This window comes from Fructilactobacillus cliffordii (assembly GCF_024029355.1).
GTDB classification, from domain to species: Bacteria; Bacillota; Bacilli; order Lactobacillales; family Lactobacillaceae; genus Fructilactobacillus; species Fructilactobacillus cliffordii.
This window is the reverse complement of sequence record NZ_CP097117.1, coordinates 982,278-998,342: the sequence shown is the minus strand read 5'-3', so window position 1 is coordinate 998,342 and position 16,065 is coordinate 982,278. Positions and strand designations below refer to the sequence as shown.

Genomic DNA, 16,065 nt, shown 5'->3' with positions numbered 1-16,065 from the left:
ATTAATCTTCCTCCTTTAATTGCTTGTAATGCAGTGCTTCTTTTGGTGGTAACGAAACCAGATGTCCGGGACTAACTTCAATCATGGGGTAGACCCGACCGTTTTCATCGTAATAGTCATCTTTATGTTCCTGATATTGTTTTTCAATCTCTCGTCTATGTTCTAAGTTACTCTGCCGTTTTTCGAGGTTGGTACTAGGAATGGCAGCGAGTAAGCGTTGGGTGTAAATGTGTTTAGCATGTTGATAAATATCGGCTCGACTACCAACTTCAACAATTTGGCCCCGATTCATAATGGCGATTCGGTCACACATGTGTCGCACCACCCCGAGGTCATGAGAGATAAAGAGGTAGGAAACGCCAATCTCGCGTTGAATCTTCTTCATGAAGTTCAAGACCTGCGCCTGAACCGATAAATCCAAGGCAGAAACCGGTTCGTCCGCGATAATCAGCTTCGGGTTCATGGCTACGGCGCGGGCAATTCCAATCCGTTGCCGTTGACCCCCAGAAAATTGGTGGGGGTACTTGTACAGCATGTCGGGAGCCAGCCCCACAATCTTCATTAGTTGCAAGACCCGAATTTTTTCTTGTTCCGGAGTTAATTTTTCGAAGTTTTTCAGTGGTTCCGCGATAATACTTTCCACCCGTTTGCGGGGGTTCAAACTCGAAAAGGAGTCTTGGAAAATCATTTGCACTTCTTTGTCGTAGTTTAGCTTTTCCCGTTCGTGTTTCGTATCAACTGGCTGCCCGTTAAATTGAATCTCACCGGACGTGGCTTTTTCCAGTCCAATAATGGTCTTTCCAGTCGTTGATTTACCCGAACCGGATTCCCCGACTAATCCAAACGATTCTCCTGGTTGGATTTCAAAACTCACTCCGTCGACGGCGTAAACTTTGTCGACCACGCGGTTGAAAAAGCCGCCGCGAATGGGAAAGTGAACTTTTAAATTGTTAACCGTTAACAAGCTCATTATTCACTTTCCTCCTTAAAGTAAAAGTTCTTGTAGCAGGTACACCGGACTTCGTGACCATCCTCCAAGCGGTGCATCTCAGGATGTTCTTCGTGGTCACTAGCCGGAATCCAAGGAATCCGTGGTGCAAAGGCATCTCCGGTCTGTGGCATCTTTTGCAATGATGGAACGGAACCTTGAATCACGTAAAGATCATCATTTTCGCTGTCCGCTTGCGGAATTGATTTTAATAATGAACGAGTGTAAGGATGTTTGGGGTCGTTGAAGACTTGTTCAACTGATCCCTTTTCCACAATTTTACCGGCATACATAACGTGCACGTAGTCGGCGGTTTCGGCCACCACCCCTAAATCATGAGTGATGAGGATGATGCTGGCGTGGTTTTCAGTTTGGATGCTCCTCAGTAAATCTAGAATTTGCGCTTGAATCGTTACATCCAGCGCGGTGGTTGGTTCATCGGCAATGATGAAATCCGGCTTACATGCAATTGCGATGGCAATTACGACCCGTTGCCGCATTCCCCCAGATAACTGGTGGGGAAATTGGTGCGCCGTTCGCTTCGGATCCACAATCCCGACCTGGTCTAACAATTCCAACACCCGTGCGTGACGTTCATTTGCGTTTAAATCGGTATGATAGATCAACGTTTCTTGAATCTGATCTTCAATCCGTTTCAGGGGATCCAAGGCTGACAGTGGATCCTGGAAGATCATGCCAATCTTGGCACCCCGAATTTGGTTGTATGTATTATCATCAATTTGGGTTAAATCTTGTCCTTCAAAGTCGATTTCGCCGCTAATCTTAGTTTCGGCAGGATCTTGTAATCCCATGATGGAATTAACCAAGGTACTCTTACCACAACCAGATTCACCCACAATTGCCAGAATTTCATCTTGTTTAATCTTCATATTAATTTCAGAAATCGCCGGATAAAACTTCCCATCGATTTTAAATGAGGTGGTTAAATCCTTAACCGTGAGAAGCGTTTGCCGTTTTGTTGTCGGTGCTGTCATAAAATCGTCTCCAAATAAATAACTTAACTTTAATTTAAATTTTACTCATTATAGGACGCATTTTCTTAACTTACAAGGCAATTTTTTAATTTTCACTAAGAAAATAACGAACTTCTTTAATTTTTCCTAAATTTGAATTCGCTTTCACCCTATTTTTATTGCCAACTTTACAGAATTATCAAACAGGAAGAAAATTTTAATTTTTCCTCGTTATTTTGGTTTAATTATTTATTCAAATGAAAAAGCGCCTCCTCATTGCATTTTTCAGCAATAAGCAGACGCTTATTTTATTACTTATTTTTATCAAGATTAAAATCTAGTTATGGTCCAAAGCTTTTCCCGTTAACTTCCAGTAGACAAATGAAATCATCGAGTTGAGCACGTAGTAAATGTACTTGCCGACGTTGGCCCAGTTTCCCATCGTTACGTTTCGAACCAATTGGAGGACGTTGTAAACGCCCCAAGCGGTCCACTGCGATTTCACCTTAAAGACGTTCAAAGTATCCGCCATCAATGAAAACGAGAACACTAACGACGTCATGATGAACAAGAAGTTTACCTGACGGAACGCAAAGTAATTAATTCCGAAGCTAACGATTACAGCAAATACCGCAATTAACGGCATGATAATTTTGGCATGCGGAACCGTTCCCTTCCGATGCTTAAAAATCGTCCGCCATGTGAACCAGGCCAGCATGTTGAGAACGAAGGAAATTGGATAAGTATAAATTGCCCCAAAGTTTCCTAACGCATAGTCTACAAACCCGGCAATCACAATGTTAATGAATCCAATCAGATTCCCAAGGTTATTAATCTTACCCACGTACCGCGTAGATAGTACCGACAAGACCGCGGAAATCGTGGAGACAATTCCTAAAGGGAACCACCTCCAGGTACTGTCATGAAGCCACGGAATCGGTGATTGCGCTAACGTGGTGGCGTAGTAGCCAGCTGAGATGGTAGCTGCTAGTACGATGGCAACTCCTAGTAAATCAAACCAGTTCGAACCGGCTGTCCGGTAGGCCCAGTTAATGATTTGTTGTCTACATTTTTGGGATAATTGCATAGTATAATCTCCTTTTGTTTTTTAAGTGGCGTGTCGAAGAACAATCGACTTGCGGATGGCAACCCACTAAGTAATTAGATTCGCTCTTAGTTTATCACGATTATGTTGTTTTGCTGCATGAAATTTGTTAATTTAGTAACAAAATTAAATTTGGAGGAGCTTTTCATGAAAAAAGGCTACTTTTACCTACTCTTAGCAATTACATTAGTTAGCTGGTTGGTGCCGATTTACATTTTGGTCAACGCCATTAAAACAAATGCCGTGCTCAACCTCCTACCCGTAATTGTCTATAATTCTCCGCAAGAACCTTTGGTTGCTCGCTCTGCAATGAGTTGTTGCTGACCATCATCACAATTGTGGCCCGCGTATTTATCAAAAATAAACAAAAAAAGACCGAGTCTGCAATTATGCAAATCCAGTCTTTATGATGAAAAATCAAAATGATTTAACTTATTTATAAATGACTAATAATCAGCTACTTACCGTAAAAGTAAATCATTAATTATTTACGCTTACTTTTTACATAAACCAAGCTAGCGATAGTTAAAAGCAAAAAACCAAGTAAACTTAAACCAATCCCCATTTCAGATCCAGTAGCTGGTAACTTTTTATTAAATTCTTCTATGATTTTATGAACAGGATTTTTCTTATTCCGTTTTGAATCATTCGTTAAGTTAGTACCATCATCTTTCTTGGGATTATCTGGTAAATTAGTCCTATCGTCTTTTTTGGATTTATCTGATACGTTAATTCCATCATCCTTCTCGGGATTATCTGGTACGTTAGTCTCATCATCCTTCTCGGGATTATCTGGTACGTCAGCCCCATCATCCTTCTTGGGATTATCTGGTACGTTAATATTATTTTTAGTGTAAACATAAGTTACTGTTTGAGCTTCTTCACTAAATTTACCTAGCTTATTACCTTGAACTTCTTTAAACGTGTATCCATCGACATGTTTTTCTTTGGTTTCATAATCATTACCAATGTTTCCAGTCAAGATTTCTGGGGTAGCCACTTCATTACCGTTCTCATCAACATATTTAACAGTTACTTTGCCGCCAGCCACTGGAATTTTTTTGTAAGTATTTGTAATAATAAATTTTTGTGACTCATTTTGACTAATTGATTGTTCATAATTTTCAGGTACATTTATTTCTTTCACGCTATATTGAACTGGCTCTCCATTAATTTGTTTAACTAAGTTACTCCAAACATATTTCCACGCATTCGCATCATCCAAAGTAATTGGTTGCAAAGTTGGCTTACCATTGGCATATAACTGAACAGTTACATTCTGTGGTCTTGCTCCGTATTCATTATTGTTATCATTCCAAACTTTATTAACCGATACTTGAGTAATTCCACTTCCGTCAATCCCACCATTAATATTAATATTCTTGGCACTCGCATCATATTCCTTTTCAACAACCGGGGTTTCATTCTCAACTTGATAACTAATTTGAGAATTATTTAAAAAAGTTGTTTGATTATAATCTTCAATATTTGCTCGATAATCAATATTAATATGATTACCCGAAGCTAAACTCTCTGGGATGATTAATTTAAAATCATTTCCACTAATATCAAAAGTTACCCCAGGATAAGCAGCTTTAAAATTATTAACTGCATTTTTACCAATAAATCTTTGATTAATTTTACCATCAATATAAATATTAAATGTACTTGGATCTAGTTGTTGTCCGCTTTGGGTTTGATCACCGATTACAATTGAATTATTAACATTTTCTTTATTATTATTAATATTAAGACTCCAGCGAACTCGATTAGCATCGTCAGTCAATATTTCTCCAACTTTGTAGTAAAAATTTTCTTTAGATGGAGTCGTCGCTGCTTTATTAACGGTGATTTTAACATTCTTAGAACCACCGTAAAGATTAAAATAACCAGTATTGGCATCATTAGTTGGCGTTACATTTCTACCTTTAATTGGAAACTCCGCGTAGCCTTTGACATTATTAACATTACTAATGTTGTCATTAAACGTAATGGTCGCTTTAGACTCAAAAATTTTCAGTGTCCCAACACTAATCCCGTCAATTTTATAATCCATTTCCTTTTCATAACCATTACCATATACATTTTTATCTCCCTGCCAATTAACTGATAAAGTATCCCCAGGTTTAATTGGTTGACTATGGTCATCAAATTCAAAATGAACAGTAGTGATGTCCCCATCATTTAAATTATCAGGATTAGCAGTTAATGATGTAATGTTACTACTAACGTCATTATTAGTCGCAGCTCCAGCAACTAATCCGTAGCTACTAATAAATGCCACAAGGGTCGCAATAAACACTAAAAAGCTTTTTATGTTAAACATTAAAAGTCTCACTCCTATGTATTTTTATTAAAAATTAAAATCTTAGCATATAACTATTTCTCCCAGTGACCACCTAAACTTCCTTTAAAAATTTTTACTCATTTAAAAACCTGATTCATTAATATAAATTAATGAATCAGGTAAAAAACTTATACTTTCAAAATCTTAAACAAGTAAAATAATAATTTAATCAATAGAGTAAGTGTTTATTTAAACACAAAAAGACCGATTCTGCAAATGCAGATTCGGTCTTTCGTTGAAAAATGGATTAAAAAATTAACCTTGGTCGTTGTGAAGCCGCTTGTCAGCAGGTTTCGTCTTAGGAACTCCACCCATTGCTTCTGGGTTTTCTTGGTAAGTGAATTTCTCACCGTCTTTAGCAACTTGTCCTTCAAAGGCCTTGGAACCTTCACCATCGGAGAAGTTCATCAATACGTGAGAGAATTCTTGGTGTTCAATATCTTTCATATCACCAGGTACGATTACTCCGTATTTATCTTCTAATTCTTCTTGAGCCTTCATGAATTGAAGTTGGTGTTGAGTTTCACGAGCCAACAAGAACTTCAACATGTCACGAATTCCTTCGTCTTCAGTCATGTAGTAAAGACGACTAACTTGTAGCCGAGCTTCTGATTCACGGGTAACGTTGAACCGCATGTCAGCAACCAGGTTACCACTAGAAGTAGCGTAGCCAGCGTTCCAACCAAAACCGTTCGGGTTGTTTAAGCTAGCAGTCATCCCGTGAACAAGGGCGTGTTCTGGGTCCATACCAGCCATTACAGAAGCTAAAGCAGGATCCTTTTCGTAAGCAGCATCTTGTTCACTAAATGGAGCACCTTCTAACAAGTAGGCAATCATAGTAGAGATCATTTCTACGTGGGCAATTTCTTCAGTACCAGTGTCTAATAAAAGATCCTTGTACTTTTCGTCACCAGTTGAAGACCAACCTTGAGAAAGGTAAGACATCATACCAGTCACTTCACCCCATTGGCCACCCAATGATTCTTGTAAGCGACGAGCCATTAATGGATCTGGACGATCTGGTTTGGCGTTGTACTGTAGTTTGCGTGTGTGTTTAAACATAAGAAACATCCTTTCTGTTCTTTACCGTAGCTGATCCACATCAGCTACTTCCCAATAGTTTTCATGCCGCACGTTAAGCAGTTGCCCGCTTGTGTATCGCACGCAATTAAATATATCACGATGAATTTTTATTGTCTATCAAAAAAGCTTATTTTTGGCGAAAAAAATTCAGAAAATTATTTTAATTGACAATTGAGATCGCTCATAAGCATGATTAACCGGGCTTTTCAGCCTGTTTTGGATGAACATTATGCTATGATTAATTTGTAATAAATTATTTTAACCCCGAAAGGAATTAACCATCATGCCAGAAACTAAAAATTTAATTGCCTACTTTTCTAGAACCGGAAATACGAAAGCCATTGCCGAAATGATTCAAGCACAAGTGGGTGGCGACCTATTTGCCATCACCACTAAAGACCCGCTACCAAAGACTTTCCAACAACAATTAACTGTCGCCCAAGCTGATCAAGAATCCCACCATGACCCTGAATTGGCTGAACAAGTAACTGATTTTGCTCAGTATGATCACATTTACCTGGGAACTCCCACTTGGGACATGGCTTTACCCCAACCAGTGGCCAGCTTCTTAGCTAGCTATGATTTTAATGGTAAAACGGTGCTTCCTTTCGCCACCAACTCAGGCTTTGGAACGGGCACCGTCTTCTCCCAAATCAAGGAACTCGCTAAGGGTGCCAACGTGCTCCCTGGTTTGACCTTAAAGGGCGGGAACGAAAGCGATGGCGAAGATTTCGTCATTACTGGTAATTACCAACAAGAAGTTCAAGATCAAATTAATGATTGGCTGAACCAAAACTAATCCGTAAAAAACTCAAAGAGCTATCATCCGCATCGATGATAGCTCTTTTATTTAATAATTATTTAGATCGTGCAAACCGGTGCTGCAGCTGGTGGTGCCACGTCTGGACAACCGGAGTAACCCGATCAACCAGTCGTTGTAGTCCCAGAAACAACGGATTAATTAATAGGATTAAGACCAATCCAACTGCCCCCAGTGGCCAACTGAAGATCGAGGCAAAACCAAAGAAGTGGCGTAAAAAAATAAAGGTTAACAAGAAAAGAACGATACTGCTTAAGACCACCGTTGATTTATATGGATTCAACGGTCGACTGACCAGAATCAACGCTTGCCAGCAGACAAACCCAGTGATTAGCACACTCAACGTGGATAGCTGCAGTTGATTCCAGTGCAGTAACGCCCCAATCCCATTGATCACTAAAATGTTAATGACCACCGTCAAAGCAGATGGTAATGAAATCCCCGTAATTCCCGCCACAAAGCGATCTTTGATGGGATGAAAGGCCGGAGCTAAAGCCAATAAGAATGACGGAATGCCCACCATCAAACTATTAATCGGCGTTAACTGAATTGGCTCGAAGGGGTAATCCTTGGCCAAGAACAAGAAAATAATACTGAGCATCACCGAAAACATCGTCTTAATCAGGTAGAGTGAGGCAATGCTATCAATATTGTTGATGACCCGTCGTCCTTCTTTGAGCACGTTAATGAGCGCCGAAAAGTTCGAGTTCATCAACACAAAATCCGCGATACTCTTGGTACTTTCGTTTCCACTGGCCATCGCAATTCCGCAATTTGACTGCCGCAATGCCAAGATATCGTTAACTCCGTCTCCGGTCATGGCAACCGTGTGACCGTTGGCTTGGAGTGCCTTAATTAGTTGTTCCTTTTGGTCCGGTTTGACCCGGCCAAAAATCTTGTACCGGTTGGTAAGTTCTCGATAATCGGCATCGTCCGGCACCTGACTCATATCTACCAGTTGATTCCAACCCGGAATGTTCGTGGCGCGGGCAATTTGAGCCACGGTCGTCGGATCATCACCAGAAATCACCTTCACGGTAACCCCCTGGTTGCGCAGGTACTCTAAGGTCGATTCTGCATCCGGCCGAATCACATCCGTAATTAAGATGAACGCCAATAAACGGGTTCCCTGCAATTCCGTGGTTGTCATGTGATCTGCTTGAACTAAGGCTAAAACTCGGTTCCCAGCTTTAGCAAACGTTGCCACTTGCTCTCGCTGGGCGGGCGTTAGATCCAAAACAAACTGGGGAGCTCCCAGGGCAAAGTTACCCGTGTCACCCAGTTCTGCGCCACTCCACTTGCGAGCCGAAGAAAACGGTACCACGTGGCTAACGACGTAGGGATGTTCGGTAAAGTGCTGCTGCAAAGTTTGGGCCGTTTCGTTGGTATCGGCAATCCCGTTGACCAGCGATCCTAAGATGGCACTTACCTCTGTTGTAGAATAGTTATTTGTTGCTAGTTGTAGCTCTTTAAATTGTAGCTTCCCCGTCGTAATCGTTCCCGTTTTGTCCAGACAAATCGTATCAACCCGGGCCAGTGTTTCAATCGACGCTAAATCCCGGACCAATACGTGTTGCCGAGCCAAGTTATACGCGGAAACTGCCAGCGTTACCGAAGATAGTAACACCAGTCCTTCCGGAATCATTCCCATCATGGCAGCGACCGTGCCTAAAATGGCCTGGTTGTAGCCCACACCATGGAAAAACCGTGATGCCAACAAAATGGCCCCGAGTGGCACAATGATAATGGTGAGAATCCGAATAATCCGGTTGATTAATCGCAACAGACGACTGTTATTTTGCTTAGTTGGTTTAATCTTGGCAGTCAAGGAGTTTACAAAGGTCGCATCGCCCACCTTGGTTACCTGAACGTATGCATTCCCGCTAACCACAAAACTTCCCGACGTTACGGAATCACCAACTGCTTTGGTAATTGGATCGGCTTCCCCCGTAATTTGTGATTCATCAACTTCCAGTTCCTGAGTGGCAATGATTTTCCCGTCCACCGGCAGTTGGTCGCCCAACGTAATCTTTAACGTGTCACCCTCCACTATCTCAGCTGGGGCAATCGATTCCGCCTTTCCATTCCGGATCACCGTAATCGATGAATGTGACAACAGCGCCATTTTATCAATCTGGCGTTTCGAACGGAGCTCTTGAAAGATCCCAATCAGGGTGTTTACCGTGGCAATCAACAGGAAGAGCATATTTTTGTAGCTCCCCGTCGTAAAGACCATGACTGCTAGTACCACGTTAATTAAGTTAAATAATGTAAAAACGTTCTCGGCAATAATCCGACCCGTTGATTTGGTAAGGGGTTTAGGTTCCGTATTCTTTAATCCTTGGTGAACTCGCACTTGGACTTCCGCACTGGTTAAACCCGTTAATTCTTGCATGCTAAATCCCCACTTTCGTCCTTTTACTAACATATAGTATACAGAAATCTAAATCCAGCACGGACTCCAAACTCTTGTTTCCGCCAAATTTAAGCAAAAATAAAACATCTCGCCCGAACTGGGACCAGATGTTTTATTAGATTTAATTATTTAATTTCAATGTTGTTGCTACCATCATCAGCGGAAGCAACCTTTGGCAAGGTAACTTTCAACAAGCCATCGTGGTAATTGGCATCAATTTTTTGATCGTCCACGTCTGGCAAGTAAAAGGACCGGGTCACATCCATGGAACGACGTTCTTGACTCAAGACGTGTCCATCCTCATTTTTCATTTCTGCATTAATGTCATTTGTAGCATGAACGTTCAAAGTGCCATCGTTATAAGTTAGATGGATATCTTGTTTCTTAAAACCTGGCAATTCCACGACCACTTCATAATCGTTTTGGTGTTCAATCACGTCGGTCTTCATTTGGTTATCTCCAGCCACTGAAGTCAACAAACTCTTGCCAAAATTCCCAAAGAAATCATCTAATGGATTGCGACCGTTGTTTTGCATTTCATTCCGTGCCATTTCAAAAACCCCTTTACCAATTAATCTATCAGTTTCCTGACGCTTATATTCTAGGTCCTGCTAGTCAACAAGGCAACTAATTAGCCTAAAGTTTCAAAATCGTTTTCTACAATATTATGGTAAAATGAGAGATAACTGTTTAAAATAGGATTAGTTAGCAACTATTTACTATTTTTATTTACTTACATCAACGAAAAGAGGAATGCTACTTTGGTTACTGGATCGATATTTATCGACTTAGTTATTATTTTAGTCACGTTCTTTTGTGCCGGCTTTTTCGTGGCCTGTGAGTTTGCCCTGGTGCAAACCCGAACCACGGCCCTGCAAGAGGAACTCGATGACGAAAACACTTCTACCAAACGAAAACGGAAATTAACCCGTGAACTACACATGGTAAAAAACCTAAATGAATACCTGTCTACCACCCAGGTGGGAGTTTCGTTAGCTGGAATCATCCTGGGTTGGATTGGTGAATCCTTTGCAATTGCTGTCTTTGTCAGGGTACTTGGTCACGACGGAATGGGCACTCCCAGCGCTACGGCGCACGGAATCGGAGCCATTTTAGGAATTATCGTGTTAACCTACCTAGAAGTGGTTTTTACGGAAATCCTGCCCAAAAACCTGAGTATCGATATGCCCCTCAAGGTATTAAACGTGGTTAGCACCCCCTTGCACTACTGCCACGTCATCTTCTATCCTTTCGTCTGGTTACTGAACGTTTCCGCCTCTGGAGTAGTTAAGCTACTAGGCTTACCAGTTGCCAACGAAAACGACGAAGCATTATCACAATCAGAAATCCTAAGTGTTTCCAAAGCCGCCGTCCAAAACGGGGATCTCGAGCAAAACGACTACCTATACATGCGGCGAGCTTTTGAACTTAACGATAAAACGGCCCGCGACATCATGATTGACCGGACCCAGCTCAAAACCATCGACGTCAACGATACCGTTAGCGATGCGATTGAAACTTACCTAAGCACAAAGTTTAGTCGGCTTCCCGTTGTGAAAGATAACGATAAGGATGACATCCTCGGCTATGTCTACATCTATGATCTAATCAAGCAATCGCAAATTAACCCGGATAAACCAATTACCACTTTGATTCGGAAAATTGATACCACTTCAGAAACCACTACGATTTCGATCGTGTTGCAACAAATGATTAAGAACCACCAACCCATTGTGGTCGTTATCGACGAATACGGGGGAACCTCCGGAATTATCACCGACAAAGATATCTACGAAGAACTCTTTGGAACTGTACGGGATGAAATTGACCCATCAAGTCATACCTACATTTTCAAACAACCAAGTGGTTCTTACAAAATCAGTGGGAAACTCAATACTTACGACTTTGAGAAGTATTTTGATACGCAAATCAAGGAATTTAACGAATCAGACATTGTGACGATTGCTGGGTTCGTGATTGATCACTACCCACACATTGAAGTCGGTGATGTGGTGCAAATTGGCCACTTTAACTTTAAAGTCCTTGATTACGAAAACTCATTTATTAACTGGTTCGAAGTCACCGAAGCTCCCGTGACCACGGACGACGATTCAGAAGAGCATTAAGATTTACACTAAACGAGGAGACCCTCGTTTTTTTATTGACAAGGAGTTCATTTGAGATGGAAAAGCTGCGAAAAATCCCCGTGTGGGTTAGTTATACGTTTTTCTTTGCCGTCATCATTGCGGTCTACTGGTGGACGTTTCACCTCACCAACCGTTCGTTAATCTGGAGTCTCGATGGAATTGCCCAACACTATCCGATTTTAGTAAACTTTCGGAACCTATTAACGCACTTTCTTACCCACCCGAGTCAGGGATTGACTCACTGGTCCTTTAACATTGGTCTCGGGGCTGATCAACTAACCAGTTTTTCCTACTACGTCGTTGGCGATCTATTTAACTACTTGATCGTTTTCTTTCCCAAAAATCAAATTGAATTAGGTTACAGTGTACTGGTCCTCCTGCGGTTGTACTGTGCGGGACTCGCCTTTCTGTTCTACCTGAATTGCTTCCGCTTTCGCAAATTCAGCCGGCTCATCAGTACCCTGACATACACCTTCTCCAGCTTTGCCCTCTATGCAGGCATGCACCACGCCTTTTTCCTGCTACCTTTAATTTCTTTTCCACTGTTAGCAGCTGGAATTGAACGAGTACTACGGCACCGGTCTTGGTTCCCGCTCTTTTTAGCAGTCCTAATTACATTTTTAAGTAACTTTTACTTTGCCTACATGTTGGGCTTGGGCTGCCTCGTTTACGTCAGTTTGCGCTTCCTGATGTTAAGCAAAACACCTGGATTTAAATGGTTCCATTCCTTATTACAACTGACGGGAACGGTCGTGCTTGGCATCTTAGCTGCCGCGGTATTGTTCATTCCCACTATGCTGTATGCCTTTCAGTCAACCCGACTAACGGGCGCCTTTGCGAACGGATACTGGTTCTATCCCCCTAACTACTACTTCAACTTACCCAGTAAAATCCTGGGGCTTGGTGGACCTTTCTCCTTCTGGTTAATCATCGGAATGAGCGGAATCAGTTTCTACGCCGTGGTCTACGTCTTTACGCACTTTAAACGCTATCGTTTCGTCGCCATTTCCCTGCTATTGATCGGAATTGGAATCCTGTTCCCCGCCGTCAGCTCTACTTTCAACGCCTTGGCCTCACCTTCCAATCGGTGGTTGGCCCTCGCCTTATTGCCGCTAGGCTTAGCGACCGCCATCTTTGCTGATCACATGACCCGGTTAACCAGACGAGATTTACTCAGCATGGGAATCAGCACGGTCATCCTGATCTTTTTACTGTGGGGGAGCCGTGGTTTCTTACTCCGCCTGCAACGCCACGATGTCGTGGAATACCTGCTGTTGTTCGCTTTACTGGCACTCTTCTGGATTGCCAAGGACTACCACTGGCGTCCGCGCACCATTTACCTAAGTGTCCTCGGAATTGTTACCATTAACCTAATGGCGCTGGGGCTAGGCTACTACAGTCCCAATAACAGTGGCTTTACCAAGGGAATGTTAGCAACCAAGGACGCAGCTGCCTATAACCAGCACTACTACGACGGCGCTAACCACTACGTAAAGCAGCGCCTGGGTAACTACCGCACTAGTATTGGTCCACGGTACCACTATTTCCCAGATGACCGGAATAATTCTCTCAACACTGATTACTTTAACGCCAGTTCAAATGCGCCCATGAACCTGGGTACCCACGACATCGCATCCTACCTAACCGTGGAAAATGGTTACGTGGGCAACCTAGAACGTGCCGTCCGCAACAACCAGTTCACTCCGAACGACCCGGTCGCCCAAAACGACTACCGCTCGACCTTATCAGCCCTAATGGGAGTTAAGTATCTCTTTATCCGTTCAGAAAAAGCGCACCATAGCTTACCGGCGGGCTTCCAGATCGTGCGAGATCACAAAAACGAACCCCTGCTCTTTTCTCAACAGAATCCGATGCTCCCGCCCGACCAACAACGAGGAACAGTCTTAGCAGAAAACCGGAATGCACTGCCTTTGATGTACAATCAAACTCGCGCCATTGCTCCGGCAACTTGGAACCGCTTGAATCCAGTTGAAAAGGAACAGGCCCTCCTGGCTGGGACTGTCGTTGACTCGACGAAAATTAAACCGGCAAAACTGCGCCCAACAGCTAAGTCACTTTCCTACACGACGCACCTAGACCAAGACGACTGGATTACCACGCCCAAACAACTGGCCGAGTCCCAGTGGACCAAACCGGATGCCACTTTTAGCGTGCACCATCCCACGCAGCAGCAACTAGACCAGGTTTTAACTGCTAACCAACAACGCCAAACTGCGTTGCAGCAACAAAACCGACAGGGTTTACACGAGTTGAAAACGGACGTCTGGGGTAAACATCAACCCGTCACCATCAAAATTAAACGACCACAAACCACGAAACGAACGGAGCTGTACCTTGAGTTAGAGGGAATTCAAGCCAGTGGTCCGAGTGCTACGGAACAACATCAGATTGAAAAGAACCTGGCCTTAGTCAGAAATCAACCACTGACGGGCATGAACCACCTCAACGAATGGCGCAAAAACCTGCAAACGGCCGAGAACGGTAGTTTCAAGTTGGTTGCAAAAACCAAGGGAATGAGCAATGCAGTTACCCAGTTAGGAACGGACGAACTCTCGAATTACGTGCCTAAGCACTCCGCCCTGTTAAACTTGGGTTACTCTAACAAAGCCCGTTCCAAAATCACGCTAACCTATCAAGGGGTAGATCAAATTAAATTCAAACGGGCTCGTGTAATTGCGGTCCCGATGAAACAAAATTACACTCAACGAATTCGTCAGTTACAAAAGCAGCGGTTACGTAACATCCAGCAAACCCCTAATCAAATCACCGGGATTAGTAACCAATCCCAAGCAACGGTCTTAACCACATCGATTCCGTATTCAACTGGTTGGCAATTACGCGTCAACAACCGACCCGTAGCTACCAAACGGGTTAACGACGGCTTTGTTGGTGGGATTATCCCGGCGGGTAAGCACCGCGTCACTCTGCAGTACCACACCCCTGGTCTTTTAATCGGCAGCATCCTGACGATGATTAGTGGTATCCTAGTCCTGGGAATCAGTCTGGTAACCTGGATCATTTTCAAACGGAAACATGCATAACGGAGGCATCATAATGGAACCAATGCGAATTTTATTTATTTCAATCGAAGGAAACACGCGCAACTTTGTTAATAACCTCACCGCGTATGCGCAGAAAATGCACCAACATGATCCTGCTCATCCGCTAGTTGAGAGCGTGGAAATTAGCGATCAAACGGACTTTGCCCAGGAAACCAAGCCCTTCTTCGTAACCGTGCCCACCTATCTGGACGGTGGCGACGGCATTGACAGTGGGGTCACCGAACTATTGACCACCACCCTCGGTGAATACGTTGGCTACAAGGACAACGCCAAGCTTTGTTTAGGCGTCTTTGGGAGTGGAAACAAGAACTTCAACGCCCAATACTGCTTAACGGCTAAACGCTACTCGCGGATGTTCCAAGTTCCGTTTCTAGCGGACTTTGAACTGCGTGGAACCGACCAGGACGTCCAGCGAATCTACCAGGACATGGTCGAACGCAGTGCGGAAGTTTTAACCGCACAGTAATCACTCATTAACTAAAAAAGGACTGCTTTCAGCGACAACGTGAAAGCAGTCCTTTTTTAGTTATGCCATCCCACTTCGTCGTATGGGATGCCCCGTTGATAATTTTCAATCGCCCGTCGACGATCCCAAAGTAAATTCTGTGGTAAATCATGGACGGAATACCAGTCGAGCTGGGACGCCTGGTCTGGTTCCGCAATCCGGGGCGTCCCCTGGTAATCCTTAACCACGAAGTAGCCACAGTAATACACCGTATCATCCCCGTAGTTGGCGTGAATCAACGTCGCAAACTCCAGGTCCGCTGGTTTCACCGTCAAACCCAGTTCCTCGTGCAATTCCCGCACCAGTGCTTGTTTCATCGATTCCTGTGCTTCCACATGACCGCCCGCCGCTAAATCATAGTGACCGTCACCAATCCCCGTTTGAAACCGTTGTTGGAGTAAAACTTCTTCCTGATTATGCCGCAATAGCAGCGCAAATACCGCTGATTTAGTTCGGTACCGTTCCATCTTGTAACCTTCTTTCTGTAGAACAATTTAATTTTAAAATAACTAACTAAAAGGCAGTTTAATTGCGATACCGCGGTTTTTTTGCTATTTTAAATTTAGCATCACAAGTACAGTTTACTGTTAAAAAAGG

Annotated in this window: 13 protein-coding genes; 5 read left to right on the top strand and 8 right to left on the bottom strand. The window is 43.1% G+C overall.

Going from position 1 to position 16,065, the window contains the following annotated elements; all coding sequences use genetic code 11:
• Nucleotide 1 precedes the first annotated feature (1 nt).
• The 3 genes from M3M38_RS04915 to M3M38_RS04905 form a co-directional block, all read right to left on the bottom strand.
• Nucleotides 2–970 carry an ABC transporter ATP-binding protein gene (locus M3M38_RS04915; RefSeq protein ID WP_274705782.1) on the bottom strand — a complete coding sequence of 323 codons (969 nt, stop codon included), beginning with the start codon at nucleotides 968–970 and terminating at the stop codon, nucleotides 2–4.
• On the bottom strand, nucleotides 970–1,983 hold the full coding sequence (locus M3M38_RS04910; protein WP_252813755.1) for an ABC transporter ATP-binding protein: 1,014 nt from the start codon (nucleotides 1,981–1,983) through the stop codon (nucleotides 970–972). The genes M3M38_RS04915 and M3M38_RS04910 overlap by 1 nt, the downstream gene beginning before the upstream one ends.
• Nucleotides 1,984–2,299: 316 nt before the next feature.
• A complete protein-coding gene (locus M3M38_RS04905) occupies nucleotides 2,300–3,049 on the bottom strand; it encodes a nicotinamide mononucleotide transporter family protein (RefSeq protein ID WP_252813754.1) in 750 nt (249 codons plus the stop codon).
• Between the two features lie 165 nt (nucleotides 3,050–3,214).
• Between M3M38_RS04905 and M3M38_RS04900 the strand changes: the two genes are divergently transcribed.
• Nucleotides 3,215–3,391, top strand: coding sequence for a hypothetical protein (locus M3M38_RS04900; RefSeq protein ID WP_252813753.1), 177 nt, complete (start codon nucleotides 3,215–3,217; stop codon nucleotides 3,389–3,391).
• Between the two features lie 160 nt (nucleotides 3,392–3,551).
• On the opposite strand, the gene M3M38_RS04895 is transcribed toward M3M38_RS04900, so the two are convergent.
• Together M3M38_RS04895 and M3M38_RS04890 are read right to left on the bottom strand one after the other, a co-directional pair.
• Complete coding sequence (locus M3M38_RS04895; protein ID WP_252813752.1) at nucleotides 3,552–5,393, bottom strand: MucBP domain-containing protein; 1,842 nt, start codon at nucleotides 5,391–5,393, stop codon at nucleotides 3,552–3,554.
• A 276-nt stretch (nucleotides 5,394–5,669) separates the two neighbouring features.
• Entirely contained in the window at nucleotides 5,670–6,476 is an 807-nt protein-coding gene (locus M3M38_RS04890) for a manganese catalase (RefSeq protein WP_252766634.1), read from the bottom strand.
• Between the two features lie 304 nt (nucleotides 6,477–6,780).
• Between M3M38_RS04890 and M3M38_RS04885 the strand changes: the two genes are divergently transcribed.
• Nucleotides 6,781–7,296 (top strand): flavodoxin, encoded by a 516-nt coding sequence (locus tag M3M38_RS04885; protein ID WP_252813751.1) that lies wholly within the window; start codon nucleotides 6,781–6,783, stop codon nucleotides 7,294–7,296.
• A gap of 58 nt (nucleotides 7,297–7,354) precedes the next feature.
• Here the strand turns inward: M3M38_RS04885 and M3M38_RS04880 are convergent, their stop codons facing one another.
• On the bottom strand, nucleotides 7,355–9,712 hold the full coding sequence (locus M3M38_RS04880; protein WP_252813750.1) for an HAD-IC family P-type ATPase: 2,358 nt from the start codon (nucleotides 9,710–9,712) through the stop codon (nucleotides 7,355–7,357).
• A gap of 146 nt (nucleotides 9,713–9,858) precedes the next feature.
• Nucleotides 9,859–10,284 carry an Hsp20/alpha crystallin family protein gene (locus M3M38_RS04875; RefSeq protein WP_252766631.1) on the bottom strand — a complete coding sequence of 142 codons (426 nt, stop codon included), beginning with the start codon at nucleotides 10,282–10,284 and terminating at the stop codon, nucleotides 9,859–9,861.
• A 210-nt stretch (nucleotides 10,285–10,494) separates the two neighbouring features.
• Here M3M38_RS04875 and M3M38_RS04870 point away from each other — a divergent pair, with 210 nt between their 5' ends.
• Genes M3M38_RS04870 through nrdI form a run of 3 tightly spaced genes read left to right on the top strand, consistent with a single transcriptional unit; the run spans nucleotide 10,495 to nucleotide 15,429 of the window.
• Complete coding sequence (locus tag M3M38_RS04870) at nucleotides 10,495–11,859, top strand: hemolysin family protein (protein WP_252813749.1); 1,365 nt, start codon at nucleotides 10,495–10,497, stop codon at nucleotides 11,857–11,859.
• Nucleotides 11,860–11,915: 56 nt separating this feature from the next.
• The gene (locus M3M38_RS04865) at nucleotides 11,916–14,942 is read left to right on the top strand and encodes a YfhO family protein (protein WP_252813748.1); all 3,027 of its coding nucleotides are present in this window, start codon (nucleotides 11,916–11,918) and stop codon (nucleotides 14,940–14,942) included.
• A 13-nt stretch (nucleotides 14,943–14,955) separates the two neighbouring features.
• Complete coding sequence (gene nrdI / locus M3M38_RS04860; protein ID WP_252813747.1) at nucleotides 14,956–15,429, top strand: class Ib ribonucleoside-diphosphate reductase assembly flavoprotein NrdI; 474 nt, start codon at nucleotides 14,956–14,958, stop codon at nucleotides 15,427–15,429.
• Nucleotides 15,430–15,485: 56 nt separating this feature from the next.
• Here the strand turns inward: nrdI and M3M38_RS04855 are convergent, their stop codons facing one another.
• On the bottom strand, nucleotides 15,486–15,935 hold the full coding sequence (locus M3M38_RS04855) for an NUDIX hydrolase (protein WP_252813746.1): 450 nt from the start codon (nucleotides 15,933–15,935) through the stop codon (nucleotides 15,486–15,488).
• Nucleotides 15,936–16,065 lie beyond the last annotated feature (130 nt).

Coding starts and splice junctions, on each gene's coding strand:
- M3M38_RS04915 (WP_274705782.1), bottom strand. CDS start 970: ATGAGCTTGTTAACGGTTAACAATTTAAAAGTTCACTTTCCCATTCGC.
- M3M38_RS04910 (WP_252813755.1), bottom strand. CDS start 1,983: ATGACAGCACCGACAACAAAACGGCAAACGCTTCTCACGGTTAAGGAT.
- M3M38_RS04905 (WP_252813754.1), bottom strand. CDS start 3,049: ATGCAATTATCCCAAAAATGTAGACAACAAATCATTAACTGGGCCTAC.
- M3M38_RS04900 (WP_252813753.1), top strand. CDS start 3,215: ATGAAAAAAGGCTACTTTTACCTACTCTTAGCAATTACATTAGTTAGC.
- M3M38_RS04895 (WP_252813752.1), bottom strand. CDS start 5,393: ATGTTTAACATAAAAAGCTTTTTAGTGTTTATTGCGACCCTTGTGGCA.
- M3M38_RS04890 (WP_252766634.1), bottom strand. CDS start 6,476: ATGTTTAAACACACACGCAAACTACAGTACAACGCCAAACCAGATCGT.
- M3M38_RS04885 (WP_252813751.1), top strand. CDS start 6,781: ATGCCAGAAACTAAAAATTTAATTGCCTACTTTTCTAGAACCGGAAAT.
- M3M38_RS04880 (WP_252813750.1), bottom strand. CDS start 9,712: ATGCAAGAATTAACGGGTTTAACCAGTGCGGAAGTCCAAGTGCGAGTT.
- M3M38_RS04875 (WP_252766631.1), bottom strand. CDS start 10,284: ATGGCACGGAATGAAATGCAAAACAACGGTCGCAATCCATTAGATGAT.
- M3M38_RS04865 (WP_252813748.1), top strand. CDS start 11,916: ATGGAAAAGCTGCGAAAAATCCCCGTGTGGGTTAGTTATACGTTTTTC.
- nrdI (WP_252813747.1), top strand. CDS start 14,956: ATGGAACCAATGCGAATTTTATTTATTTCAATCGAAGGAAACACGCGC.
- M3M38_RS04855 (WP_252813746.1), bottom strand. CDS start 15,935: ATGGAACGGTACCGAACTAAATCAGCGGTATTTGCGCTGCTATTGCGG.